Annotated in this window: 19 protein-coding genes; 12 read left to right on the top strand and 7 right to left on the bottom strand. The window is 64.5% G+C overall.

From position 1 onward, the window contains the following. Together JJE66_RS04835 and JJE66_RS04830 are read left to right on the top strand one after the other, a co-directional pair. A complete protein-coding gene (locus JJE66_RS04835) occupies nt 1–1,218 on the top strand; it encodes a DUF1501 domain-containing protein (RefSeq protein WP_200512953.1) in 1,218 nt (405 codons plus the stop codon). 86 nt (nt 1,219–1,304) lie between these two features. Continuing rightward, complete coding sequence (locus JJE66_RS04830; protein ID WP_200512952.1) at nt 1,305–1,628, top strand: antibiotic biosynthesis monooxygenase; 324 nt, start codon at nt 1,305–1,307, stop codon at nt 1,626–1,628. Between the two features lie 17 nt (nt 1,629–1,645). Here the strand turns inward: JJE66_RS04830 and JJE66_RS04825 are convergent, their stop codons facing one another. From JJE66_RS04825 to JJE66_RS04800, 6 genes are all read right to left on the bottom strand, one after another. Further along, nucleotides 1,646–2,587, bottom strand: a complete 942-nt coding sequence (locus JJE66_RS04825) for an aldo/keto reductase (protein WP_200512951.1) — start codon at nt 2,585–2,587, stop codon at nt 1,646–1,648. A gap of 308 nt (nt 2,588–2,895) precedes the next feature. Continuing rightward, nucleotides 2,896–3,351 carry a GNAT family N-acetyltransferase gene (locus JJE66_RS04820; RefSeq protein WP_200512950.1) on the bottom strand — a complete coding sequence of 152 codons (456 nt, stop codon included), beginning with the start codon at nt 3,349–3,351 and terminating at the stop codon, nt 2,896–2,898. A 73-nt stretch (nt 3,352–3,424) separates the two neighbouring features. Then, on the bottom strand, nt 3,425–4,237 hold the full coding sequence (locus JJE66_RS04815; protein ID WP_200512949.1) for a PAS-domain containing protein: 813 nt from the start codon (nt 4,235–4,237) through the stop codon (nt 3,425–3,427). Nucleotides 4,238–4,366: 129 nt separating this feature from the next. After that, nucleotides 4,367–4,525, bottom strand: coding sequence for a hypothetical protein (locus JJE66_RS04810; RefSeq protein ID WP_200512948.1), 159 nt, complete (start codon nt 4,523–4,525; stop codon nt 4,367–4,369). Nucleotides 4,526–4,598: 73 nt separating this feature from the next. Then, nucleotides 4,599–4,775 carry a hypothetical protein gene (locus JJE66_RS04805; RefSeq protein WP_200512947.1) on the bottom strand — a complete coding sequence of 59 codons (177 nt, stop codon included), beginning with the start codon at nt 4,773–4,775 and terminating at the stop codon, nt 4,599–4,601. 156 nt (nt 4,776–4,931) lie between these two features. Continuing rightward, on the bottom strand, nt 4,932–5,582 hold the full coding sequence (locus JJE66_RS04800; protein ID WP_200512946.1) for a glutathione S-transferase family protein: 651 nt from the start codon (nt 5,580–5,582) through the stop codon (nt 4,932–4,934). Between the two features lie 555 nt (nt 5,583–6,137). On the opposite strand from JJE66_RS04800, the gene JJE66_RS04795 reads away from it, so the two are divergent. The 5 genes from JJE66_RS04795 (at nt 6,138) to JJE66_RS04775 (ending at nt 12,120) form a co-directional block, all read left to right on the top strand. After that, nucleotides 6,138–7,340: a pyridoxal phosphate-dependent aminotransferase gene (locus tag JJE66_RS04795; RefSeq protein ID WP_200512945.1), complete on the top strand. Its 1,203-nt coding sequence runs from the start codon at nt 6,138–6,140 to the stop codon at nt 7,338–7,340. Between the two features lie 164 nt (nt 7,341–7,504). Next, a complete protein-coding gene (locus tag JJE66_RS04790; protein ID WP_200512944.1) occupies nt 7,505–7,984 on the top strand; it encodes a DUF992 domain-containing protein in 480 nt (159 codons plus the stop codon). 286 nt (nt 7,985–8,270) lie between these two features. Next, nucleotides 8,271–10,319 carry an elongation factor G gene (locus JJE66_RS04785; RefSeq protein WP_200512943.1) on the top strand — a complete coding sequence of 683 codons (2,049 nt, stop codon included), beginning with the start codon at nt 8,271–8,273 and terminating at the stop codon, nt 10,317–10,319. 284 nt (nt 10,320–10,603) lie between these two features. Continuing rightward, nucleotides 10,604–11,437, top strand: coding sequence for a shikimate dehydrogenase (locus JJE66_RS04780; RefSeq protein ID WP_200512942.1), 834 nt, complete (start codon nt 10,604–10,606; stop codon nt 11,435–11,437). A gap of 56 nt (nt 11,438–11,493) precedes the next feature. Next, the gene (locus JJE66_RS04775) at nt 11,494–12,120 is read left to right on the top strand and encodes a hypothetical protein (RefSeq protein WP_200512941.1); all 627 of its coding nucleotides are present in this window, start codon (nt 11,494–11,496) and stop codon (nt 12,118–12,120) included. Nucleotides 12,121–12,249: 129 nt separating this feature from the next. Here JJE66_RS04775 and JJE66_RS04770 read toward each other — a convergent pair whose 3' ends face one another. Beyond that, nucleotides 12,250–13,392: an alpha-hydroxy acid oxidase gene (locus JJE66_RS04770; RefSeq protein WP_200512940.1), complete on the bottom strand. Its 1,143-nt coding sequence runs from the start codon at nt 13,390–13,392 to the stop codon at nt 12,250–12,252. Nucleotides 13,393–13,510: 118 nt separating this feature from the next. Between JJE66_RS04770 and JJE66_RS04765 the strand changes: the two genes are divergently transcribed. From JJE66_RS04765 to JJE66_RS04745, 5 genes are all read left to right on the top strand, one after another. Further along, on the top strand, nt 13,511–13,678 hold the full coding sequence (locus JJE66_RS04765; RefSeq protein WP_200512939.1) for a hypothetical protein: 168 nt from the start codon (nt 13,511–13,513) through the stop codon (nt 13,676–13,678). A gap of 219 nt (nt 13,679–13,897) precedes the next feature. Then, complete coding sequence (glmM, locus tag JJE66_RS04760; RefSeq protein WP_200512938.1) at nt 13,898–15,244, top strand: phosphoglucosamine mutase; 1,347 nt, start codon at nt 13,898–13,900, stop codon at nt 15,242–15,244. Nucleotides 15,245–15,474: 230 nt separating this feature from the next. Then, nucleotides 15,475–16,725, top strand: a complete 1,251-nt coding sequence (locus tag JJE66_RS04755) for an MFS transporter (RefSeq protein ID WP_200512937.1) — start codon at nt 15,475–15,477, stop codon at nt 16,723–16,725. A gap of 226 nt (nt 16,726–16,951) precedes the next feature. After that, entirely contained in the window at nt 16,952–17,785 is an 834-nt protein-coding gene (locus JJE66_RS04750) for an outer membrane beta-barrel protein (protein ID WP_200512936.1), read from the top strand. A 168-nt stretch (nt 17,786–17,953) separates the two neighbouring features. Then, nucleotides 17,954–18,802, top strand: a complete 849-nt coding sequence (locus JJE66_RS04745) for an outer membrane protein (RefSeq protein WP_200512935.1) — start codon at nt 17,954–17,956, stop codon at nt 18,800–18,802. Nucleotides 18,803–18,832: the final 30 nt, after the last annotated feature.

Raw genomic sequence — 18,832 nt, 5'->3', positions numbered from 1 at the left:
ATGATCGACTGCGTCGAAAACCGGCTCCTCACCTCGCGCCGTGGCCTTCTGCTCGGCGGCGCCTCCTTCGCGGCCTGGGCTTATTTGCCGAAATTCGCGCGCGCCGCGGATGGACGCGATCCCCGGCTGGTCGTGGTGATCCTGCGCGGTGCGCTCGACGGGCTCGCCACCGTCGCGCCGATCGGCGATCCCGATTATGCCGGCCTGCACGGATCGATCGCGCTCACGGCGGATGGCGCGCATCCCGCGCTGATGCTCGACGGCTTCTTCGCGCTGCATCCGTCGATGCCGGAATTTGCGCGCATGTATCGCGCGCAGCATGCCGCGGTGGTCCATGCCGTCGCGACGCCCTATCGCGATCGCTCGCATTTCGACGGCCAGGACGTGCTCGAGAGCGGTTATGCCGGTCCCGGTCGCGTGCAGTCCGGCTGGCTCAACCGCGCCCTCGAAGCGCTGCCGCGCGGCGAGCGCGTGTCGAGCGGTCTTGCGGTCGGCCCCACCACGCCGCTGGTGCTGCGCGGCAATGCGCCGACCGTCGGTTGGGCGCCGGTGGCGCTGCCGCAGGCCGATGACGACACCGCGATGCGCCTCGTCGATCTCTATCGGCATCGCGATCCCGCACTGGCCTCGGCGCTGTCGCAAGGCCTGCAGTTAGAGAAGGCCGCCAGCGGCGATGAGATGAAGCCGAAGCCCGGCAATGCGGTTGCGCAAATGCGGCAGGTCGCGCGCGGCGCCGCCAAGCTGATGGCCGCCGACGACGGTCCGCGCATCGCCGCACTCGCTTTCGACGGCTGGGATACGCATGCCAATGAAGGCGGCCCGGTCGGGCGCCTCGCCTTCCTGCTCGGCGGTCTCGACGGCGCGCTCGCCGAGTTCGAGAGCGGCTTGGGTGAGCGCTGGCGCGACACCGTCGTCGTCGTCGCCACGGAATTCGGCCGCACCGCGCGCATCAACGGCACCGACGGCACAGATCACGGCACGGCGACCGTCGCGCTGCTCGCCGGCGGCGCGGTGAAGGGCGGCCGCGTCATCTCCGACTGGCCCGGCCTCAAGCCGGCCAACCTCTATGAAGCCCGCGATCTCAAGCCCACCATCGATCTGCGCTCGGTGATCAAGGGCGCGCTGCAGGGTCAGTTCGGCCTGTCGGATCAGGTGCTGGCCCAGACAGTCTTCCCGGACAGCGCCGCAGCGAGGCCGATGAAGGGGCTGGTGGCTTAGAAGCCGCCGCCGTCATTCCGTTCCCGCGCCTTGCGGCGCGTCACGGAATGACGACATGATCGCCTGAGCATCAGGAGAGACCACCCATGTACATCGCCATGAACCGCTTCCGCGTCAGCAAGGGCTCCGAGTCCGACTTCGAGCAGGTCTGGCTCTCGCGCGACACCCATCTCGACAAGGTGCCGGGCTTCGTCGAATTCCATCTGCTGCGCGGACCCGAGCTCGAGGACCACACGCTGTATGCATCACACACCGTGTGGGCCAATCACGCGGCGTTCGACGCCTGGACCAAGTCGGAAGCGTTTCGTGCCGCGCATCAGCGGGCCGGCGACAACAAGCCGCTCTATCTCGGCCATCCCCAGTTCGAAGGCTTCGAGGTGATGCAGACGGTCGGGCGCGGCGCCAAGTAGCGCCGTGCGCCAAAACGTCAGCCTCTGGTGATCTTGTCGATCTCCGCCATATCATCCGCGCAGAGCTGCCAGGCGATCGCCTTGACGTTCTGCTCGACCTGCTCGACGCGGGTGGCGCCGGCGATCACGCTCGACACTTGCGGGCGTGATGCGAGCCAGGAGAAGGCGAGCTCCAGCATCGAATGGCCGCGCGCTTTCGCAAAGGCCTGGAGCTTCTCGACGATGTCCTCGTTGCGCGGCGTGACGTAGCGGTCGCGCAGCGCCGGCGCCTTGCCGAAGCGCGTGTCGGCGGGGGCGGCAGTGCCGCGCTGGTATTTGCCGGTGAGCAGGCCACTCGCCAGCGGGAAGAACGGCAACAGGCCGAGCTTGTATTCCTGCGCGGCCGGCAGCAAATCCTTCTCGATGTCGCGAACGACGAGGCTGTACTCGTCCTGCGCCGAGACGAAGCGGCTGACGTTCATCGCGCGCGCGGTGAACTCGGCTTCCGCGATGCGCCACGCCGGAAAGTTGGAATGGCCGATGTAGCGGACCTTGCCCTGGCGGACGAGATCGTCGAGCGCGCGCAAGGTCTCTTCCATCGGCGTCAGCGGATCGTAATCATGCTGCTGGTAGAGATCGATGTAATCGGTCTTGAGCCGCGTCAGGCTGGCCTCGACCGCGTTCATGATGTAGCGGCGCGAGGCGCCCTGCTTGGTGCCGTCGGTCGCCATCGGCTTGGAATATTTGGTGGCGAGCACGATGTCCTTGCGGCGGTCGCCGAGCACGGTGCCGAGCACGGTCTCCGAGCCGCCCATGCCCGCATAGATGTCGGCGGTGTCGAATAGCGTGATGCCGAGATCGATCGCGCGGTGGATCACCTTGCGCGAGGTTTCCAGGTCGGTGCGCTGGCCGAAATTGTTGCAGCCGAGCCCGACTGCGGACACGCGCAGGCCGGAGCCGCCGAGATTACGAATTTCCATGGGAGGTCCTGTCAGGAGAAAAGCAGGGCCATTGTGACCGCGGTGCGTCGCAGCGGCAAGCACTTGCCTGCGTTGCAGCCATGCCGAAAGAAACGGCGGACAAAAAAATGCGGCCCCTGTCAGACGCGGCGACTGACGGGGACCGCTTGGAGCGCTTGATCGGTGACGGGGGGCCTGATCAGACGCAGGCGCAACCTAGTCCTCGAGTGTTACGCGCGGGTGACAGGCAAAGTTATCCACAGGCAGCATGAGCCGGAAAAGTGCGCAGCGGTTTTCCAAAAAGATCATGCTCAAAATACAAGCCTGGATCAGAAGATCTTGCGATAGACGATGAAACCGGAGCGTTCCGCGACCTTGTCGTAGAGGCTCTGCGCGGTGACATTGGTCTCATGCGTCTGCCAATAGACGCGCGGCGCACCTGCGAGCTTCGCGCGCTCATAGACGCCGTAGATGAGTGCCGAGCCGACGCCCTTGCCGCGCGCGGCCTCCGACGTGAACAGATCCTGCAGATAGCACGACGGCTCGATTGCCGTGGTGCTGCGATGGAACAGATAGTGCGTCAGCCCCAGCAGGCGGCCATCGCTCTCGGCGACCAGCGCATGCACCGGCTCGTAGGCATCGAAGAAGCGCTGCCAGGTCACGCGCGTGATCTCGCCCGAGAGCGCGGTCGGCCCGGAACGGCCGTAAAAGGCGTTGTAGCCGTCCCACAGCGGCAGCCATTGATCGTAATCCTGCCGTGTGACGGAGCGAACGGTGAGTGACATCTGGAAATTCCACGATCGATGAGGCGCCCCTTCATACGTGATGCGCGCCGTGTTGATCAATCGCGGTGTTGCGTTACTCGGCGACGCGCAGATAGCGGATCAGCTTGCTCCCCGTCGGATCGCGCAGCGAGCGATAATAGTCGGCGCGCGAGGGCGTATCGGTGTGGCGCACGAGGTCGGTGACCGGCGTGGTGCTCAGCATGCGGCCGCCGTCGGGCAGCGCGGTGCAGACGAAACGCAGGACCTCGCCATTGCGCAAGTTGATATTGATCGGCGTGGCGTCACCGATCCGCACCATCTCCATGCGCTGCGCGATGAAGACGCCCAACTCGTCCTCGGGCAGTTCGAACGCGCCGGTATCGCGGCCGTGATACATCAGCGCGATGAAGGGCGGCTTCTCGTCGGCTTTCTCGTTCGGCAGCGCGAAATAGTCGCGGAACGCGCGGTTGATGAATTCGGCGCGGGTCTCGGCATCGAGCAGGACGATGCCGATATCGACCTGGTCGAGCGCCGCCGACAGCCGCGCCGCGGTGGCGTGGTTGCGCCGCTCGGCGGCGAAGGTGCCGAGCAGGCGCTCGCGCATCAGGCCGGTGACGGCGGCCGTGCCGGCCGTCGTGAGCGCCAGCAGGCCGAGCCGCACGAGATCGGCCGTAGCAAGGCCCGGCAGGGCGGGGTGACTGAGCGCGAGCAGCGCCGCGCCGATCACGGCGATGGCCGCGCTGCCAAGCGCCGACGCGACGCCCGCGAGCGAACCGGAAAGCGCGACGATCCCGACGAACAGCGGCGCAAGCGAGAGAGCGGGAGCATGACGGTCGAGCAGGATCGCCAGCAGTGTGGTCGCTGCCGTCAGCACGGGACCGAAGATGGCACGCCATCCGAACCGCATGGGCCTGCCTCGTTCCTCCCCGAACCAGATAAGTCCGTCAGACTGACCGATGGTTACGCAAGCGCAATGCGATTTCGTACGGTACGCTTAAGAGGGGCTTGCGTGCGCGCCCAAAGCTTTCGGATGATTTTAGACCAAATGCGCGTGCATGATGCGCTGTTGCCGCGCGGGCGTGTTCAGCGTCGATGTGCCCGGGCCCTTGCGAGTGCCGACGAAAATCAGCAGTGACGCCGCGACCAGGATGGCCGCAGTCAGGGCGATTGCAACGATGACCACAGGCGATTTCATCGATGTCCCATCGCGATGCCGGTCGGCGCGGGCCGCGCGGCACCTTGAAGGCAGGTCCAGGATGAAACGGGGATCAGACCGCCAGGCCCATCGCCATGGTTGCCTTGGTCGTCAGCACTGTCAGGGTGACGATCAGGCACAGCGAGAGTGCGGCGACGGCGAGTGAGGCCGCAACCGCGTTGGTCAGCCGGGAAGACGAAACGGTATCGGTTTGGCCCTGAAAGCCTGCCGTGCCGGACGCCCGAATCATAGTCTAAATCCTTCAACGTGCGAGCGAATCACCCGCGACATCGAACAACTTCACAATTTCAACTGGCAATATTGCGGCGACTACCGCGCCGAAAATGGCGGGATTGCGGCAAAGGTTAACGCCATCCCCGCTATTTCTTAACGTCGCACCGGGTTTTCAGGCGGTTGCAGCTATGCTGGCGGGGTCGTCGACGTCCGCCGGCCGCCAGTCCATCGCCACGAACCCGGGTGCCGCCTCGACGCGCTTCAGCCAGTCCCGGACCGCCGGGAAGGTCGAGAGGTCGAAGTCGCAGCGGTCGGCGACATGGGTGTAGCCGTACAGCGCGATGTCGGCGACCGTGAGCTGGCGGGCCGCGAAATAGGCGTTGGTCTTGAGGTGGTTCTCCATCACCTGGAGCGCGCCATAGCCGCGCTCCATCCAGTCCTCCAGCGCGTGGGTCTGGAGGTCGCGGCCGCCCTTGACCAGCGACAGCCAGAAATAGGCGGCGCCGATGTTCGGCTCGAGCGCGTGCTGCTCGAAGAACATCCATTGCAGCGCGTCGGCGCGATCGATGCGGTTCTCCGGCGCGAGCGGCGTGCCGACGGCGACGTACCAGAGGATGGCGTTGGACTCGGCGAGATAGCGGTTGTCGCCGACCTCGAGCAGCGGCACCTGGCCGGACGGGTTCTTCGCCAGAAAGTCCGGCGTGCGGCTCTCGCCACGCAGAATGTCCACCTCGACCGCTTCGTAAGGCAAGTTCAACAGCGCCAGCGCAAGGCGGACCTTGTAGCTGTTGCCGGAGCGTTGCATCGAATAGAGCTTGTACATTCTGGGAGTTCGATTCCAAGGGAGGGAGGCGCGGCGCTTGTTGCCCCGCAACGCGGCTAAACAATGATGCCGATGCGAATCCGCCGCAAGGGCTGCCCCCCAGAAAAACTCGAAAACTCTACCGCACCGCAACGCCACGGAAGATCATTTTGGTGCGACGCTGCAAATCAGATCACGCTTGCGTCAACATGCACGACGCATCGCTCCGCGCGATCGTGCGCAGCGGTGAAAGGTCGTGATCCCTGCTCCGGGGCTGACCGATCAGTCGCAGATCTCGCAGGCGCAGGTCTCGCGCGTCAGCCCGCCGTCAGTCTTGTGGCGCTGGAGCGGCGCAAAATTGCTCCGAGGACAAGCCTTGGCGGATATGAGCGATTTCGGCGGCAGAGTTGCGGAATATTGCGGGAAAACGCGCCTCCAACCGCTCGAAATTCGTAAACTTTTTTGAGATCGGGCCGAAGTTTCTTGCGGTGCAGCGGCACACGTTTTAGGGTGGCTCCATTCCCACAATTGGAGTCGTGAGGCCAAAGGGTTCACGACGCTTGTCAGGAGATGACGATGTCCTTCCTTGCCGCTGCGCTCGACCGTGTGAAGCCGTCCGCGACCATCGCGGTCACGGATAAAGCACGCGCGCTGAAAGCGGCGGGCCGCAACGTCATCGGCCTCGGCGCCGGCGAGCCCGACTTCGACACGCCCGCCAACATCAAGCTGGCGGCGATCCGCGCCATCGAATCCGGCAAGACCAAGTACACCGCGGTCGATGGCATCCCCGAGCTGAAGGACGCGATCATCGCGAAGTTTCAGCGCGAGAACGGCGTCGTCTACAAGCCGAACCAGATCATCGTCGGCACCGGCGGCAAGCAGGTGCTCTACAACGCGTTGATGGCGACCATCAATCCGGGCGACGAGGTGATCATCCCGGCGCCCTATTGGGTCAGCTATCCCGAGATGGTGGCGCTCGCCGGCGGCGAGCCGGTGCCGGTGGTCTGCACCGCCGCGGCCGGCTTCAAGCTCCAGGCCGAAGCGCTCGAGCGCGCGATCACGCCGAAGACCAAATGGGTGATCCTGTGCTCGCCGTCGAACCCGACCGGCGCGGCCTACACCAGGGCCGAGCTCAAGGCGCTCACCGACGTGCTGGTGAGGCATTCCCATGTGTGGGTGATGACCGACGACATGTACGAGCACCTCGTCTATGACGATTTCCAGTTCACCACCGTCGCGCAGGTCGAGCCGAAACTCTATGACCGCACGCTCACCGTGAACGGCGTGTCGAAGGCCTATTGCATGACCGGCTGGCGCATCGGCTATGCCGGTGGTCCGGCACAGCTGATCAAGGCGATGTCGACGATCCAGTCGCAGTCGACCTCGAACCCGTCCTCGATCTCGCAATGGGCCGCGGTGGAAGCGCTGAATGGTCCGCAGGACTTCATCCCCGCCAACAACAAGGTGTTCAAGGAGCGCCGCGATCTCGTCGTCTCCATGCTCAACCAGGCCAACGGCATCGAGTGCCCGCGTCCTGAAGGCGCGTTCTATGTCTATCCGTCCTGCGCCGGCACGATCGGCAAGAAAGCGCCGTCGGGCAATGTGATTTCCAATGACGAGCAGTTCGTCACCGAGCTCCTGGAGACCGAAGGCGTCGCGGTGGTGCAGGGTTCGGCCTTCGGCCTCGGCCCGGCGTTCCGCATCTCCTACGCGACCAAGACCTCGGACCTCGAAGACGCCTGCAAGCGCATCCAGCGCTTCTGCGGTAACCTCCGCTAAGCTCGCAGTACCGATCCGACATGAAAGGGCCCGCGCTGAGCGGGCCCTTTTTCTTTCACGTCCGCGCGATCTGGCACGCCCACGACTAATGTGGCATAGACCATCGTGCGGCTTCCTGCCGCGCCCTCCAATGCTCGCATCACATTCATCGCCGGAGACATTTCATGCGCCGCTCACTCCTCCTCGCCGGACTCACCGTCGTGAGCCTGGTTGCCTCCGTTGCAAACAGCGGTGCGCAGCAGCGCATGGTGCGGGTCGGCGTGCTCGAATGCCGTGGCGGCGCCAGCGTTGGCTTCATCGTGGGATCGGTGACCAATCTCGGCTGCGTGTTGCGCGCCGACGGTTTGCCGGAGGATCGCTACGTCGCGACGATCCGTAAAGTCGGCCTCGACATCGGCATTACCCAGGAGACCACGCTCGCCTGGGGCGTGTTCGCGCCGGTCGACCGGCTCGGGCCCGGCGATCTCTCCGGCAATTATGCCGGCGCGCAGGGCAGCGCCTCGGTCGGCGTCGGCCTCGGCGGCAACGTGCTGGTCGGCGGCTCCAACAATTCGATCGCGCTTCAGCCGCTCAGCGTTCAGGGCCAGGTCGGCCTCAACGTCGCGGCCGGACTCGCGAGCCTGGAACTCCGTCCCGGCCGTTAGCCGAGATGTTCGTTCACCTCTCCCGAAGGGAGAGGTCGGAGCGCATCGAAAGATGCGATCCGGGTGAGGGGTTACAGTCTCACTGAATGCTGCGGCCCCTCACCCGGATTGCTGCGCAATCCGACCTCTCCCCGCTGGGGAGAGGTGGAACACCAGCCCTCAGACTTGATCTAACTGACGACGCACCGCAGCGACGTTTGACGCTTGCCAAATCTCGGGGACGGGCAGAGCATCTGCGCTTGCCGACCCAATCATGGGCCGAGCTCCACACCAAGGAGGCGGCGAAATGGGACAAGACGTCAGAAGTCCCCGAGGTCCACGGTGCATCGCGCTGGTGGGCCCTTTCCAAAGCGGTAAAACCACACTTCTCGAAGCGATCCTGGCGCGAACGGGCGCGATCCCGCGCGCCGGCAGCGTCGACGCCGGGACTTCGGTCGGCGACGCCAGTGCCGAGGCCCGTCATCACAAGATGACCGTTGGCCTGACTGCTGCCACCACGAGTTTCATGGGCGACAGCTACACCTTCCTGGATTGTCCCGGTTCCGTCGAGTTCGCCCACGACATGCGCGCCGCGTTGCCCGCGGTCGACGCCGCAATCGTGGTCTGCGAAGCCGACGAGAAGAAGCTGCCGCAGCTTCAGATCATCCTGCGCGAGCTGGAAGAGCTGAAGATCCCGCGCTTCCTGTTCCTCAACAAGATCGATCGCGCCAACAAGCGCATCCGTGAAACGCTCGCAACGCTCCAGCCGGCCTCGCGCGTGCCGCTGGTGCTGCGCCAAATTCCGATCTGGAAGGACGAGCTGATCGAAGGCTTCGTCGATCTCGCGCTGGAGCGCGCCTTCGTCTATCGCGAGCACAAGGCCTCCGAGGTGATTGCGCTCGATGGCGGCAATCTCGATCGCGAGAAGGAGGCCCGCTTCTCGATGCTGGAGAAGCTCGCCGATCACGACGACGCGCTGATGGAGCAGTTGCTCGAGGACATCCCGCCGCCGCGCGATGCCGTGTTCGACGATCTCGCACGCGAATTGCGCGAAGGATTGATCTGCCCCGTGCTCATCGGCGCCGCCGCGCGTGAAAACGGCGTGCTGCGTCTGATGAAGGCGCTGCGCCACGAGGCTCCGGGCGTTGCGGAAACCGCAAAACGTCTTGGCGTGCCCTCCACAAAGGATGCGCTCGGCTTCGTCTTCAAGACGCTGCATTCGCAGCACGGCGGAAAACTGTCGCTGACGCGGCTGCTCGCCGGCCATCTCGACGACGGTGCCACGCTGCAATCTTCCTCCGGCGGGTCGGGCCGCATCTCCGGCATCCTCGCCGTCAACGGCGCCTACGACACCAAGCGTGCCGCGGCGGAAGCAGGCGACACCGTGGCGCTCGCCAAGCTCGATGCGATCAAGACCGGCGACACCGTGTCGAGCGGCAAGACCGCGCCCGCGGCACTCGCCGCCACCGAGCCGACGCCGCCGGTGCTCGCAATTTCGGTTGCGGCCCCCGACCGCAAGGACGACGTCAAGCTCGGACAGGCATTGGCGCGGCTGCACGAAGAGGATCCCTCGCTCGTCGTCGTGCAGAACGCTCAGACCCATGACACCATACTGTGGGGACAAGGCGAGATGCATCTGCGCGTGGCCAGCGAGCGGCTGCGCGACCGCTTCGGCGTCAAGATCACCTCGCATCCCCCCGCGATCGGCTACCAGGAGACCATCCGCAAGCAGGTCACCCAACGCGGCCGTCACAAGAAGCAGTCCGGCGGTCACGGCCAATTCGGCGACGTCGTGCTCGACATCAAGCCGCTGCCGCGCGGCGAGGGCTTCAAGTTTACCGAGAAGGTGGTCGGTGGCGCGGTGCCGCGCAACTACATCGGGGCGGTGGAAGAAGGCGTCGTCGACGGATTGACGCGCGGCCCGCTCGGTTTCCCCGTCACCGATTTGCAGGTGACGCTGACCGACGGCTCCTATCACAGCGTCGATTCCTCCGACCTCGCCTTCCGCACGGCGGCGCGGGTCGGGCTCAACGAAGGCCTGCCGCTATGCCAGTCGGTGCTGCTGGAGCCGATCCACGTGGTCGAGATCGTCTGTCCGACCGACGCCACCGCCAAGATCAATGCGATCCTGTCGGCACGGCGCGGCCAGATCCTCGGCTTCGACACCCGCGACGGCTGGAGCGGCTGGGACAGCGTCCGCGCCATGATGCCGGAAGCCGAGATCGGCGAGCTGATCGTCGAGCTGCGTTCGGCCACGGCAGGAGCGGGCAGCTTCACCCGTCAGTTCGACCACATGGCCGAAGTCACGGGGCGTGCCGCCGACCAGATCATCGCCGCACATCAGCACGCAGCGTGATCGGCGTCGCGCGGTAAGGCGTGCACAGCTTTCTCCTTTCCTCGCCCTTGCGGGGAGAGGAGCAATAAGGCCGCACCCTCTCCACTCGTCATTGCGAGCGAAGCGAAGCAATCCAGGAGCTTTCCGCGGAGGGATTCTGGATTGTCGGCGCCGAACCTGTTGCTATGGGCGGCGCGCTGGTGTTGAGCGCGATCGTGGCCGCGGCGATGCGTCGCTCGCACGCTTGACAGATCCCGCGGGACGCGAAATGGATCGCCTCCGACACGACCCGAGGGAGGACGACTGTGACCAAGGCTCCCGCAGCCTGCTTGATCGGATGGCCGGCAGCGCATTCGCGCTCGCCGCTGATCCATCATTATTGGCTGCGCACGCTGGGCATCGACGGCGGCTATCTCATCGAGGCCGTCCCGCCCGAGGACTTGCGCGATTTCGTGCTGCGGCTGTCGCTGCGCGGTTTTGTGGGCGCCAATGTCACGATCCCGCACAAGGAAGGCGTGCTGGCGCTGTCGACGCCCGATGCACGCGCGCAGGCCGTGGGCGCCGCCAACACGCTGTGGTTCGCCGATGGCGAGCTGCGTTCGACCAACACCGATGTCGAGGGTTTTCTCGGCAATCTCGATGCCAGCGCGCCGGGCTGGGACAAGGTCGACGAAGCGCTGGTGCTCGGGGCGGGCGGCTCGTCGCGCGCGGTGGTGTTCGGCCTGCTCGAACGCGGCTTCAATCGCGTCCATCTCGCCAACCGCACTCTTGCGCGGGCCGAGGCGCTGGCCGCGCAGTTCGGGCCGAACGTGCATCCGCTTGCCTGGGACGGGATCAACGAAATCCTGCCGCGGGCAAAACTTCTCGTGAACACGACCTCGCTCGGCATGCATGGCCAGCCCGCGCTCGAGGTCGATATGGCGCGGTTGCCGCAACAGGCCGTGGTCGCCGACCTCGTCTATGTCCCGCTGGTGACGCCGCTGCTCGCGGCCGCCAGGGCCCGCGGGCTGAAGACCGCCGACGGGCTCGGCATGCTCCTGCACCAGGCGGTGCGCGGCTTCGAGCTGTGGTTCGGCCAGAGGCCGCAGGTGACAGCGGAGTTGCGCGCGCTGGTCGAGGCCGATCTCACAAAGACTTGAGAGAATAGTGTGCGGTCTCCGGCGTTCACTATCCGTGGGGACAATCGGAGACATTCATGAGGATCCAACGTGCAAATTTCACGCGCCCGCTCATCGCCGTCGCGATGGTGGCTGCGTCCACCCTCTGTGCAGTCGCGCAAAGGGCGCCGGTGCCAACGCGCGTGCGCGGCACCGTCGAGAGCGTCGAGGGCGACTCGATGCTGGTCAAGTCGCGCAGCGGTGAAGACGTCAAGCTTCACATTGCATCGGATATGCGCGTATCCGGGATCACCAGGATTTCGCTCGCCGACATCAAAACGGGTTCGTTCATCGGCGCGACGACCGTGCCCGGGCCGGACGGCGGCCAAAATGCCGTCGAGGTGCACGTTTTCCCGGAAAGCATGCGCGGTACCGGCGAGGGCTCCCGCCCCTGGGATCTGAAGCCGAATTCCAGCATGACCAATGCCACGGTTGCGGAAAGCGTCGTCGGCAACGACGGGCATACCCTGCTCGTCAAGTACAAGGACGGCGAGAAAAAGGTGTTCGTCTCGGCCGATACGCCTGTCGTCACGTATGTGCCCGGCGAGAAGTCCGATCTGAAGGCCGGCTCCAAGGTCATCGCCTTCGTCGAACAGCTCTCGGACGGATCGCTCGAAGCCAACCGCGTCAGCGTCGGCCGTGACGGACTGACGCCGCCGATGTGAGGGACGCGGACAAACTTGTAGGGTGGGTTAGGCGAAAGCCGTAACCCACCGCAAATGCGGATCGAAGTTGGTGGGTTACGCTCCGCGGCTGCGCGTCGCGCAGCCGCGGAGCTAACCCACCCTACGGCGCTACGGCGCCACCGCGATCACGTGATCGTCGATCTCGTCGATCTTGTTGACGCCGCACAGGCCCATGGTCGTGAGCAGCTCTTTCTGGATGATGTCGATCGCCTTGGCGACGCCGGCCTGGCCGCCGGCACCCAGGCCATAGGCGTAAGCGCGGCCGATCATGCAGGACTTTGCGCCGAGCGCCAGCGCGCGCATCACGTCCTGGCCGGAGCGGATGCCGCCGTCGAACATGATCTCCATCTTGTCGCCGACCGCATCGACAATCTCGGGCAGCACCTCGATCGAGGACGGCGCGCCGTCGAGCTGACGGCCGCCATGGTTGGACACGACGAGGGCCTGCGCGCCGGTCTTGGCCGCTTCCTCGGCGTCTTCGACGTCCAAAATTCCCTTGATGATGAGCTTGCCCGGCCAAATGCTGCGGACCCACTCGACATCCTTCCAGTTCAGCGACGTGTCGAACTGCGACGCGGTCCATTCGGCGAGCCGATTGAGATCCTCGGTATTCTTCACGTGACCGGCGATGTTGCCAAAGGTGCGGCGCTTGCCTTGCAGCACGCCGGCGACCCAGGCCGGCTTGGTCGCGAAGTCGATCAGCTTCGACAGCGACCATTCCGGCGGCACCGCCATGCCGTTCTTGATGTCGGCGTGGCGCTGTCCGATCACCTGCAAGTCGACGGTGAGCACCAGCGCGCTGCACTTCGCCGCCATCGCACGCTGGATCAATTCCTTGATGAAGCCGCGGTCCTTCATCACGTAGAGCTGGAACCAGAACGGCTTCTCGACATTGGCGGCGATGTCCTCGATCGAGCAGATCGACATCGTCGACTGTGTGAACGGGATGCCGGCGGCCTGCGCCGCGCGGCAGGCGTGGATCTCGCCGTCGCCATGCTGCATGCCGAGCAGGCCGACCGGCGCCAGTATCAGCGGCATGGCCGATTGCTCGCCGAGGATCATAGTCGAGGTATCGCGCTTGGAGACGTCGACAAGGATGCGCTGGCGGAACTTGATGTTCTGCATGTCCTCGCGGTTGGCGCGCAGCGTTTCCTCGGCATAGGAGCCGCGGTCGCAATAGTCGAAGAACGCCTTCGGCACGCGGCGCTGATGCAGCGCGCGAAGATCGTCGATACAGGTGATGTGCTTCATGAACGTTCCCCGGCCGTCTTGTATCGGAAAGTCTTGAATTCGGCGTCTTGCATCGGAAGGTTTCGAGGTCATCTAGCATGGTTGGATGCACAGCCAAATCGTTTGCGAGAGGGGCGCCATGACCAAGCCGCACGCCGCACCGACTCCGGAAGAGATCAAGGAAAAGCAGGATCTCGAAGACGCACTGGAAGAGGGTCTGGAAGAGACCTTCCCGGGCTCCGATCCCGTCAACGTCACCCAGCCGGCGCCGAGCCGCGGGGATAGTCATGTGAAGCGGTCGGACTAGGGCTGGTTCCGCCCCGTTCCGCCGATCAAACCGGAAATATAATGCTAACAATAAGTTACCGGGGTGATGGCGGCCCCGGTTCCGTAATGATTCATCATATTTTTTGAAGCCAATTTAGCCGCGCAGGCATTATAAGACCCCAGCAAATCAGGGATGCGGGTCCCGCCAGGGCACCCGAAGGTTGCAGTGGGGATCCCTGGTTGTTGCGTGGGGGACGATATGAGCCGCAAATATTTCGGGACGGACGGGATCCGGGGCCGCGCCAACGGACTGATCACGCCGGAGCTCGCGCTCAAGGTCGGCCAGGCCGCGGGCCTCGCGTTTCAGCGCGGTGACCACCGCCACCGGGTCGTGATCGGCAAGGACACCCGCCTGTCCGGCTACATGATCGAATACGCCATGGTCGCAGGCTTCACCTCGGTTGGCATGGACGTGCTGCTGGTCGGCCCGATGCCGACGCCGGCGGTGGCGATGCTGACCAAGTCGATGCGCGCCGATCTCGGCGTCATGATCTCGGCCTCGCACAATCTGTTCGAGGACAACGGTATCAAGCTGTTCGGCCCGCAGGGCTTCAAGCTCTCCGACGACGTCGAGAAGCAGATCGAGCAACTGCTCGACGAGCCCATCGACAAGAGGCTCGCACAGAGCGCGAGCCTCGGCCGCGCCCGCCGCATCGACGGCGTGCATGACCGCTACATCGAATTCGCCAAGCGCACGCTGCCGCGCGATCTGTCGCTCGACGGCCTGCGCGTCGTGGTCGATTGCGCCAATGGCGCCGCCTACAAGGTGGTGCCGGAAGCGCTGTGGGAATTGGGCGCCGACGTGGTGCCGATCGGCGTCGAGCCCGACGGCTTCAACATCAACAAGGATTGCGGCTCGACCTCCCCGGAAGCGCTGTCGAAGAAGGTGCGCGAGATGCGCGCCGACATCGGCATTGCGCTGGACGGCGACGCCGATCGCGTCATCCTGGTCGACGAGCGCGGTCATGTCGTCGACGGCGACCAGCTGCTCGCGGTGATCGCGCAGAGCTGGAAGGAAGATGGCCGGCTGTCGCGTCCGGGCATCGTCGCGACCGTGATGTCCAATCTCGGGCTCGAACGTTTCCTCAAAGACCAGGGGCTCGATCTCGTGCGCACGCCGGTCGGCGATCGCTACGTGCTCGAGCAAATGCTGAACGGCGGCTACAATCTCGGCGGCGAGCAGTCCGGCCACATCATCCTGTCCGACTACGCCACCACCGGCGACGGTTTCGTCGCCGCCTTGCAGGTGCTGGCCGTGGTGCAGAAGCTGCGCCGGCCCGTGTCCGAGGTCTGCCACCGCTTCGATCCGCTGCCGCAGATACTCAAGAACGTCCGCCACAAGGGCGGCAAGCCGCTCGACGATTCCGACGTGAAGTCGGCGATCTCCGATGGCGAGAAGCGGCTCAACGGCCACGGCCGCCTTCTGATCCGCTCCTCCGGCACCGAGCCGGTGATCCGCGTCATGGGCGAGGGCGAGGACCGCATCCTGGTCGAGGACGTCGTCGACACCATCGTCTTGGCGCTGGGACAAGCCGCGGCCGCTTGAGGCCGATCGCGAAGCACGATCGTAGCCCGGATGGAGCGAAGCGAAATCCGGGGTTCGCGGTCGCGGATACAGACGCCCCGGATTGCGCTGCGCTCCATCCGGGCTACGAACTCCCACAAAGTGAGAGGGTGAGACACGCGCATTCCAGACATTTGCGATTGGCGGTGGTTCCACCGCGGCTTGCATCGTAACTAGCAGCTCGCGGCAATCTGCCGCATCGGGATGCTCCAGTGAACAAGCCTGTCGTCGTCTCTGAGGAAACGCTGACCGAGCCCGTCGTCGGCGACGCGACACCTTCTGCCGCCAAGTCGGCCGCCGGGCCGGCCTATGTCGTGCTTGCCGGCATCAGCTTTTCGCACTTCCTCAACGACACCATGCAGTCGCTGATCGCCTCGGTGTATCCGATCCTAAAGGACACCTACGCGCTCGACTTCGCGCAGATCGGCATGATCACGCTGGCCTTCCAGTTCACGGCGTCGCTGCTCCAGCCGGTGGTCGGCCACTACACCGACAAGAAGGCGCAGCCTTATTCGTTGTCGATCGGCATGGCCTCGACCTTCTTCGGCCTGCTGCTGCTCAGCGCCGCGCACCAATATCTCGTCATCCTGATTGCCGCCGCCCTCGTCGGTCTCGGCTCGGCGGTGTTTCATCCCGAATCCGCGCGCATCGCCCGGCTCGCCTCCGGCGGCCGCTACGGGTTTGCGCAATCGGTGTTTCAGCTCGGCGGCAGTTTCGGCACCTCGATGGGACCTGTGCTCGCAGCCCTGATCGTGGTGCCGTTCGGGCAGGGCAGCATCGCATGGTTCTCCTCGATCGCGTTTCTCGCCATCGTCGTCCTCTGGCGCATCGGCCGCTGGTACGAGCCGCAGATCAAGGCGAAGAAGACGGCGGTGGTCCAGGCTCATCCTGACGCGCCGAGCTCGCGCCGCGTTGCCGTCGCGCTCGCCGTGCTGGTGGCGCTGCTGTTCTCGAAGCAGCTCTACATCTCGAGCCTGTCGAGCTACTACATCTTCTATCTGATCGACCGCTTCGGCGTGTCGACGCAGACGGCCCAGATCTATCTCTTCATCTTCCTGGCAGCGAACGCTGTCGGCGCGTTTTTCGGCGGACCGCTCGGGGATCGCTTTGGCCGCAAGATCGTGATCTGGATCTCGATCCTCGGCGCGCTGCCGTTCACGCTGGCGCTGCCCTATGCCGGGCTCGCTGCGAGCGCGGTGCTGTCAGTCGTCATCGGCCTGATCATCTCCTCGACGACGTCGTCGATCATCGTGTTCGCGCAGGAGCTGGTGCCGCATCGCTTCGGTATGATCTCGGGCGTGTTCTTCGGCGTCGCCTTCGGTATCGGCGGCCTGGGCGCCGCGGTGCTCGGCAAGCTCGCCGATCACACTTCGATCGAGTTCGTCTATCAGGTTTGCGCCTATCTGCCGGCGATCGGATTGCTTGCGGTGTTCCTGCCCAAGCTGCCGCGGCACGTGCGTTAACAGATCCTGATTTGCCGCATTGCGGCTTCATCAATCGTTAGCAATTGCGGCGCGCATCTGCCGCATTTTTGCAACGCTTCGGCCCGCATCCGCGTGTGGGTCAGAAAAAATCAACCTTAAAAATTAGGGTTAAGTGGCGCTTAAACATTTGGTGCGATCGTCCGCCTGTGAGTTTCCAGAAAGTGAGGTGCCCGTATTGCCTCACCGGCCCAAAAGGACGAAGCCAATGCGTAGCGTGAAGTCTCTCCTTGCCGCAGGCGCGGCATCACTGATCTCGTCGATGGCGTTCGCCGCCGATATGCCGATCGCGGCACCGCCCCCCATGTACGCGCCGGTCGCCCCGCCGTCCGACTTCGGCGGCTGGTACCTGCGCGGCGACGTCGGCATGACCAACCAGAGCGCCAAGCGCATCGACAGCGCGACCGCGGCTGCGTTCCCGACCACGACGAACGGGCTCGGCTTTGACTCCTCGCCGCTGTTCGATCTCGGCGTCGGCTATCGCTTCAACAACTGGTTCCGTGCCGACGTGATCGGCCAGTACCGCGGCAAGGCCAATCTGCACGGTGCGGACAACGTGATCGCGCCCGGCTTCGTCGGCTCCGACAGTTATTCCGGCAGCAAGTCCGAGTGGGTCGTCATGGCCAACGCCTATGTCGATCTCGGCACCTGGTGGTGCATCACCCCGTTCATCGGCGCCGGTGTCGGCGGCTCCTACAACAAGCTCAGCGGCTTCCGTGACGACGGCATCCAGATCGCTGGCGGCGTGCCCTCCAGCAGTGCGACCTACTTTGCCGACAACGGCAAGTGGAATTTCGCCTGGGCCGCCCATGCTGGTCTCGCCTACAAGGTCAATCCCGGCTTCACCGTCGAACTGGCCTACAGCTACATGGATCTCGGCGACGCGGCTCCGGGCAACTTCCGCGCCTACGACAACAGCATCTCGGGTGCGTCCACGATCAAGGTCAAGGACATCACCTCACACGACATCAAGCTCGGCGTCCGCTGGGAGCTCAACAGCCCGCCGGCCTATATGCCGCCGCCGCTCGTCACCAAGGGCTGATCGCAAGCCTCATCGCTTAACGTCTCTTAACGGCGCGGGATCATTCCGCGCCGTTTTGCTTTGCGTATTTTTCATGCTGCGGCAGCGACGACAGCCTCCGGCGCAACCATTGGTTAAGGTTAACGAGCCATGATCACGAGCGAAAGTTCGAGTTCGATGGAGCGTTCGATGCGTAGGCTTTTCTTGGCGGCGGTCATGTTGGGAACGGTGTCTGCCGTGCATGCGGCCGACATGCCGGATCTGCCCGTCTTGCGCGGCAGCTTCACCGACGGCCTGAGCACGGCCAGGGTCAACTGGGAGGGCTATTACGTCGGCGGCCAGGTTGGCCACGGCTCATCCGACGAGAATTTCAATGGTTCGACCAACAACATGGTCGCAGCATTGGTTGCCAATAACGTCATCCAGGAAACCGGGGTAGGGCAGTGGAATCTCAACCTTGGTAAGCAATCCGCCCGCTCGACCAGCTTCGGTGGATTTGCCGGATATAACTTGCAGTATGACGACGTTGTTATCGGCCTCGAGGGGTCGTATCTGCATGGAACGTTCGGCGGCGCGGCCAGAGCCAGCCAGGGACCGCTAACCTTCGGCCCGCTCAGCGACGCCTTCTACCATACGGTTGGTGCCACATCGACGTCTGCAATTTCCATTTCGGACCTGGCAACATTGCGAGCGCGGGCCGGTTACGCCTATGGAAACTTTCTGCCCTATGCCTTCGGCGGTCTCGCGCTTGGAAATGCCGACATCTCCCAGTCTGTCGTCGTCACGGACCGCTATGCCGCAACCTTTGCGGGCTCGCAATCGTCATGTTCGGGAGCGACCCCGCCGGTATGTTATTCGTTGAGTTCAACGAACGCCCAGCACAACCATCTCGTCTATGGCTACTCGGGCGGGCTCGGTGTGGACATCAATCTGTACGGCGGGTTGTTCGTGCGGGCGGAGTACGAATACATCCGCTTCACGTCCGCAGTCGACACCAGCATCAACACCGTTCGCGCCGGCCTCGGCTATAAGTTCTGACGGCTTCGCTACGCCGCGGTTGACAGGTTG

Source organism: Bradyrhizobium diazoefficiens, assembly GCF_016612535.1.
GTDB classification, from domain to species: Bacteria; Pseudomonadota; Alphaproteobacteria; order Rhizobiales; family Xanthobacteraceae; genus Bradyrhizobium; species Bradyrhizobium diazoefficiens_C.
The sequence above is the reverse complement of the archived record's forward strand: the minus strand, read 5'-3'. Positions and strand labels throughout refer to the sequence as shown.

Bases quoted from the DNA above. Each gene is read 5' to 3' on its own strand.
- JJE66_RS04835 (WP_200512953.1), top strand. From the start codon at position 1: ATGATCGACTGCGTCGAAAACCGGCTCCTCACCTCGCGCCGTGGCCTT.
- JJE66_RS04830 (WP_200512952.1), top strand. From the start codon at position 1,305: ATGTACATCGCCATGAACCGCTTCCGCGTCAGCAAGGGCTCCGAGTCC.
- JJE66_RS04825 (WP_200512951.1), bottom strand. From the start codon at position 2,587: ATGGAAATTCGTAATCTCGGCGGCTCCGGCCTGCGCGTGTCCGCAGTC.
- JJE66_RS04820 (WP_200512950.1), bottom strand. From the start codon at position 3,351: ATGTCACTCACCGTTCGCTCCGTCACACGGCAGGATTACGATCAATGG.
- JJE66_RS04815 (WP_200512949.1), bottom strand. From the start codon at position 4,237: ATGCGGTTCGGATGGCGTGCCATCTTCGGTCCCGTGCTGACGGCAGCG.
- JJE66_RS04810 (WP_200512948.1), bottom strand. From the start codon at position 4,525: ATGAAATCGCCTGTGGTCATCGTTGCAATCGCCCTGACTGCGGCCATC.
- JJE66_RS04805 (WP_200512947.1), bottom strand. From the start codon at position 4,775: ATGATTCGGGCGTCCGGCACGGCAGGCTTTCAGGGCCAAACCGATACC.
- JJE66_RS04800 (WP_200512946.1), bottom strand. From the start codon at position 5,582: ATGTACAAGCTCTATTCGATGCAACGCTCCGGCAACAGCTACAAGGTC.
- JJE66_RS04795 (WP_200512945.1), top strand. From the start codon at position 6,138: ATGTCCTTCCTTGCCGCTGCGCTCGACCGTGTGAAGCCGTCCGCGACC.
- JJE66_RS04790 (WP_200512944.1), top strand. From the start codon at position 7,505: ATGCGCCGCTCACTCCTCCTCGCCGGACTCACCGTCGTGAGCCTGGTT.
- JJE66_RS04785 (WP_200512943.1), top strand. From the start codon at position 8,271: ATGGGACAAGACGTCAGAAGTCCCCGAGGTCCACGGTGCATCGCGCTG.
- JJE66_RS04775 (WP_200512941.1), top strand. From the start codon at position 11,494: ATGAGGATCCAACGTGCAAATTTCACGCGCCCGCTCATCGCCGTCGCG.
- JJE66_RS04770 (WP_200512940.1), bottom strand. From the start codon at position 13,392: ATGAAGCACATCACCTGTATCGACGATCTTCGCGCGCTGCATCAGCGC.
- JJE66_RS04765 (WP_200512939.1), top strand. From the start codon at position 13,511: ATGACCAAGCCGCACGCCGCACCGACTCCGGAAGAGATCAAGGAAAAG.
- glmM (WP_200512938.1), top strand. From the start codon at position 13,898: ATGAGCCGCAAATATTTCGGGACGGACGGGATCCGGGGCCGCGCCAAC.
- JJE66_RS04750 (WP_200512936.1), top strand. From the start codon at position 16,952: ATGCGTAGCGTGAAGTCTCTCCTTGCCGCAGGCGCGGCATCACTGATC.
- JJE66_RS04745 (WP_200512935.1), top strand. From the start codon at position 17,954: ATGCGTAGGCTTTTCTTGGCGGCGGTCATGTTGGGAACGGTGTCTGCC.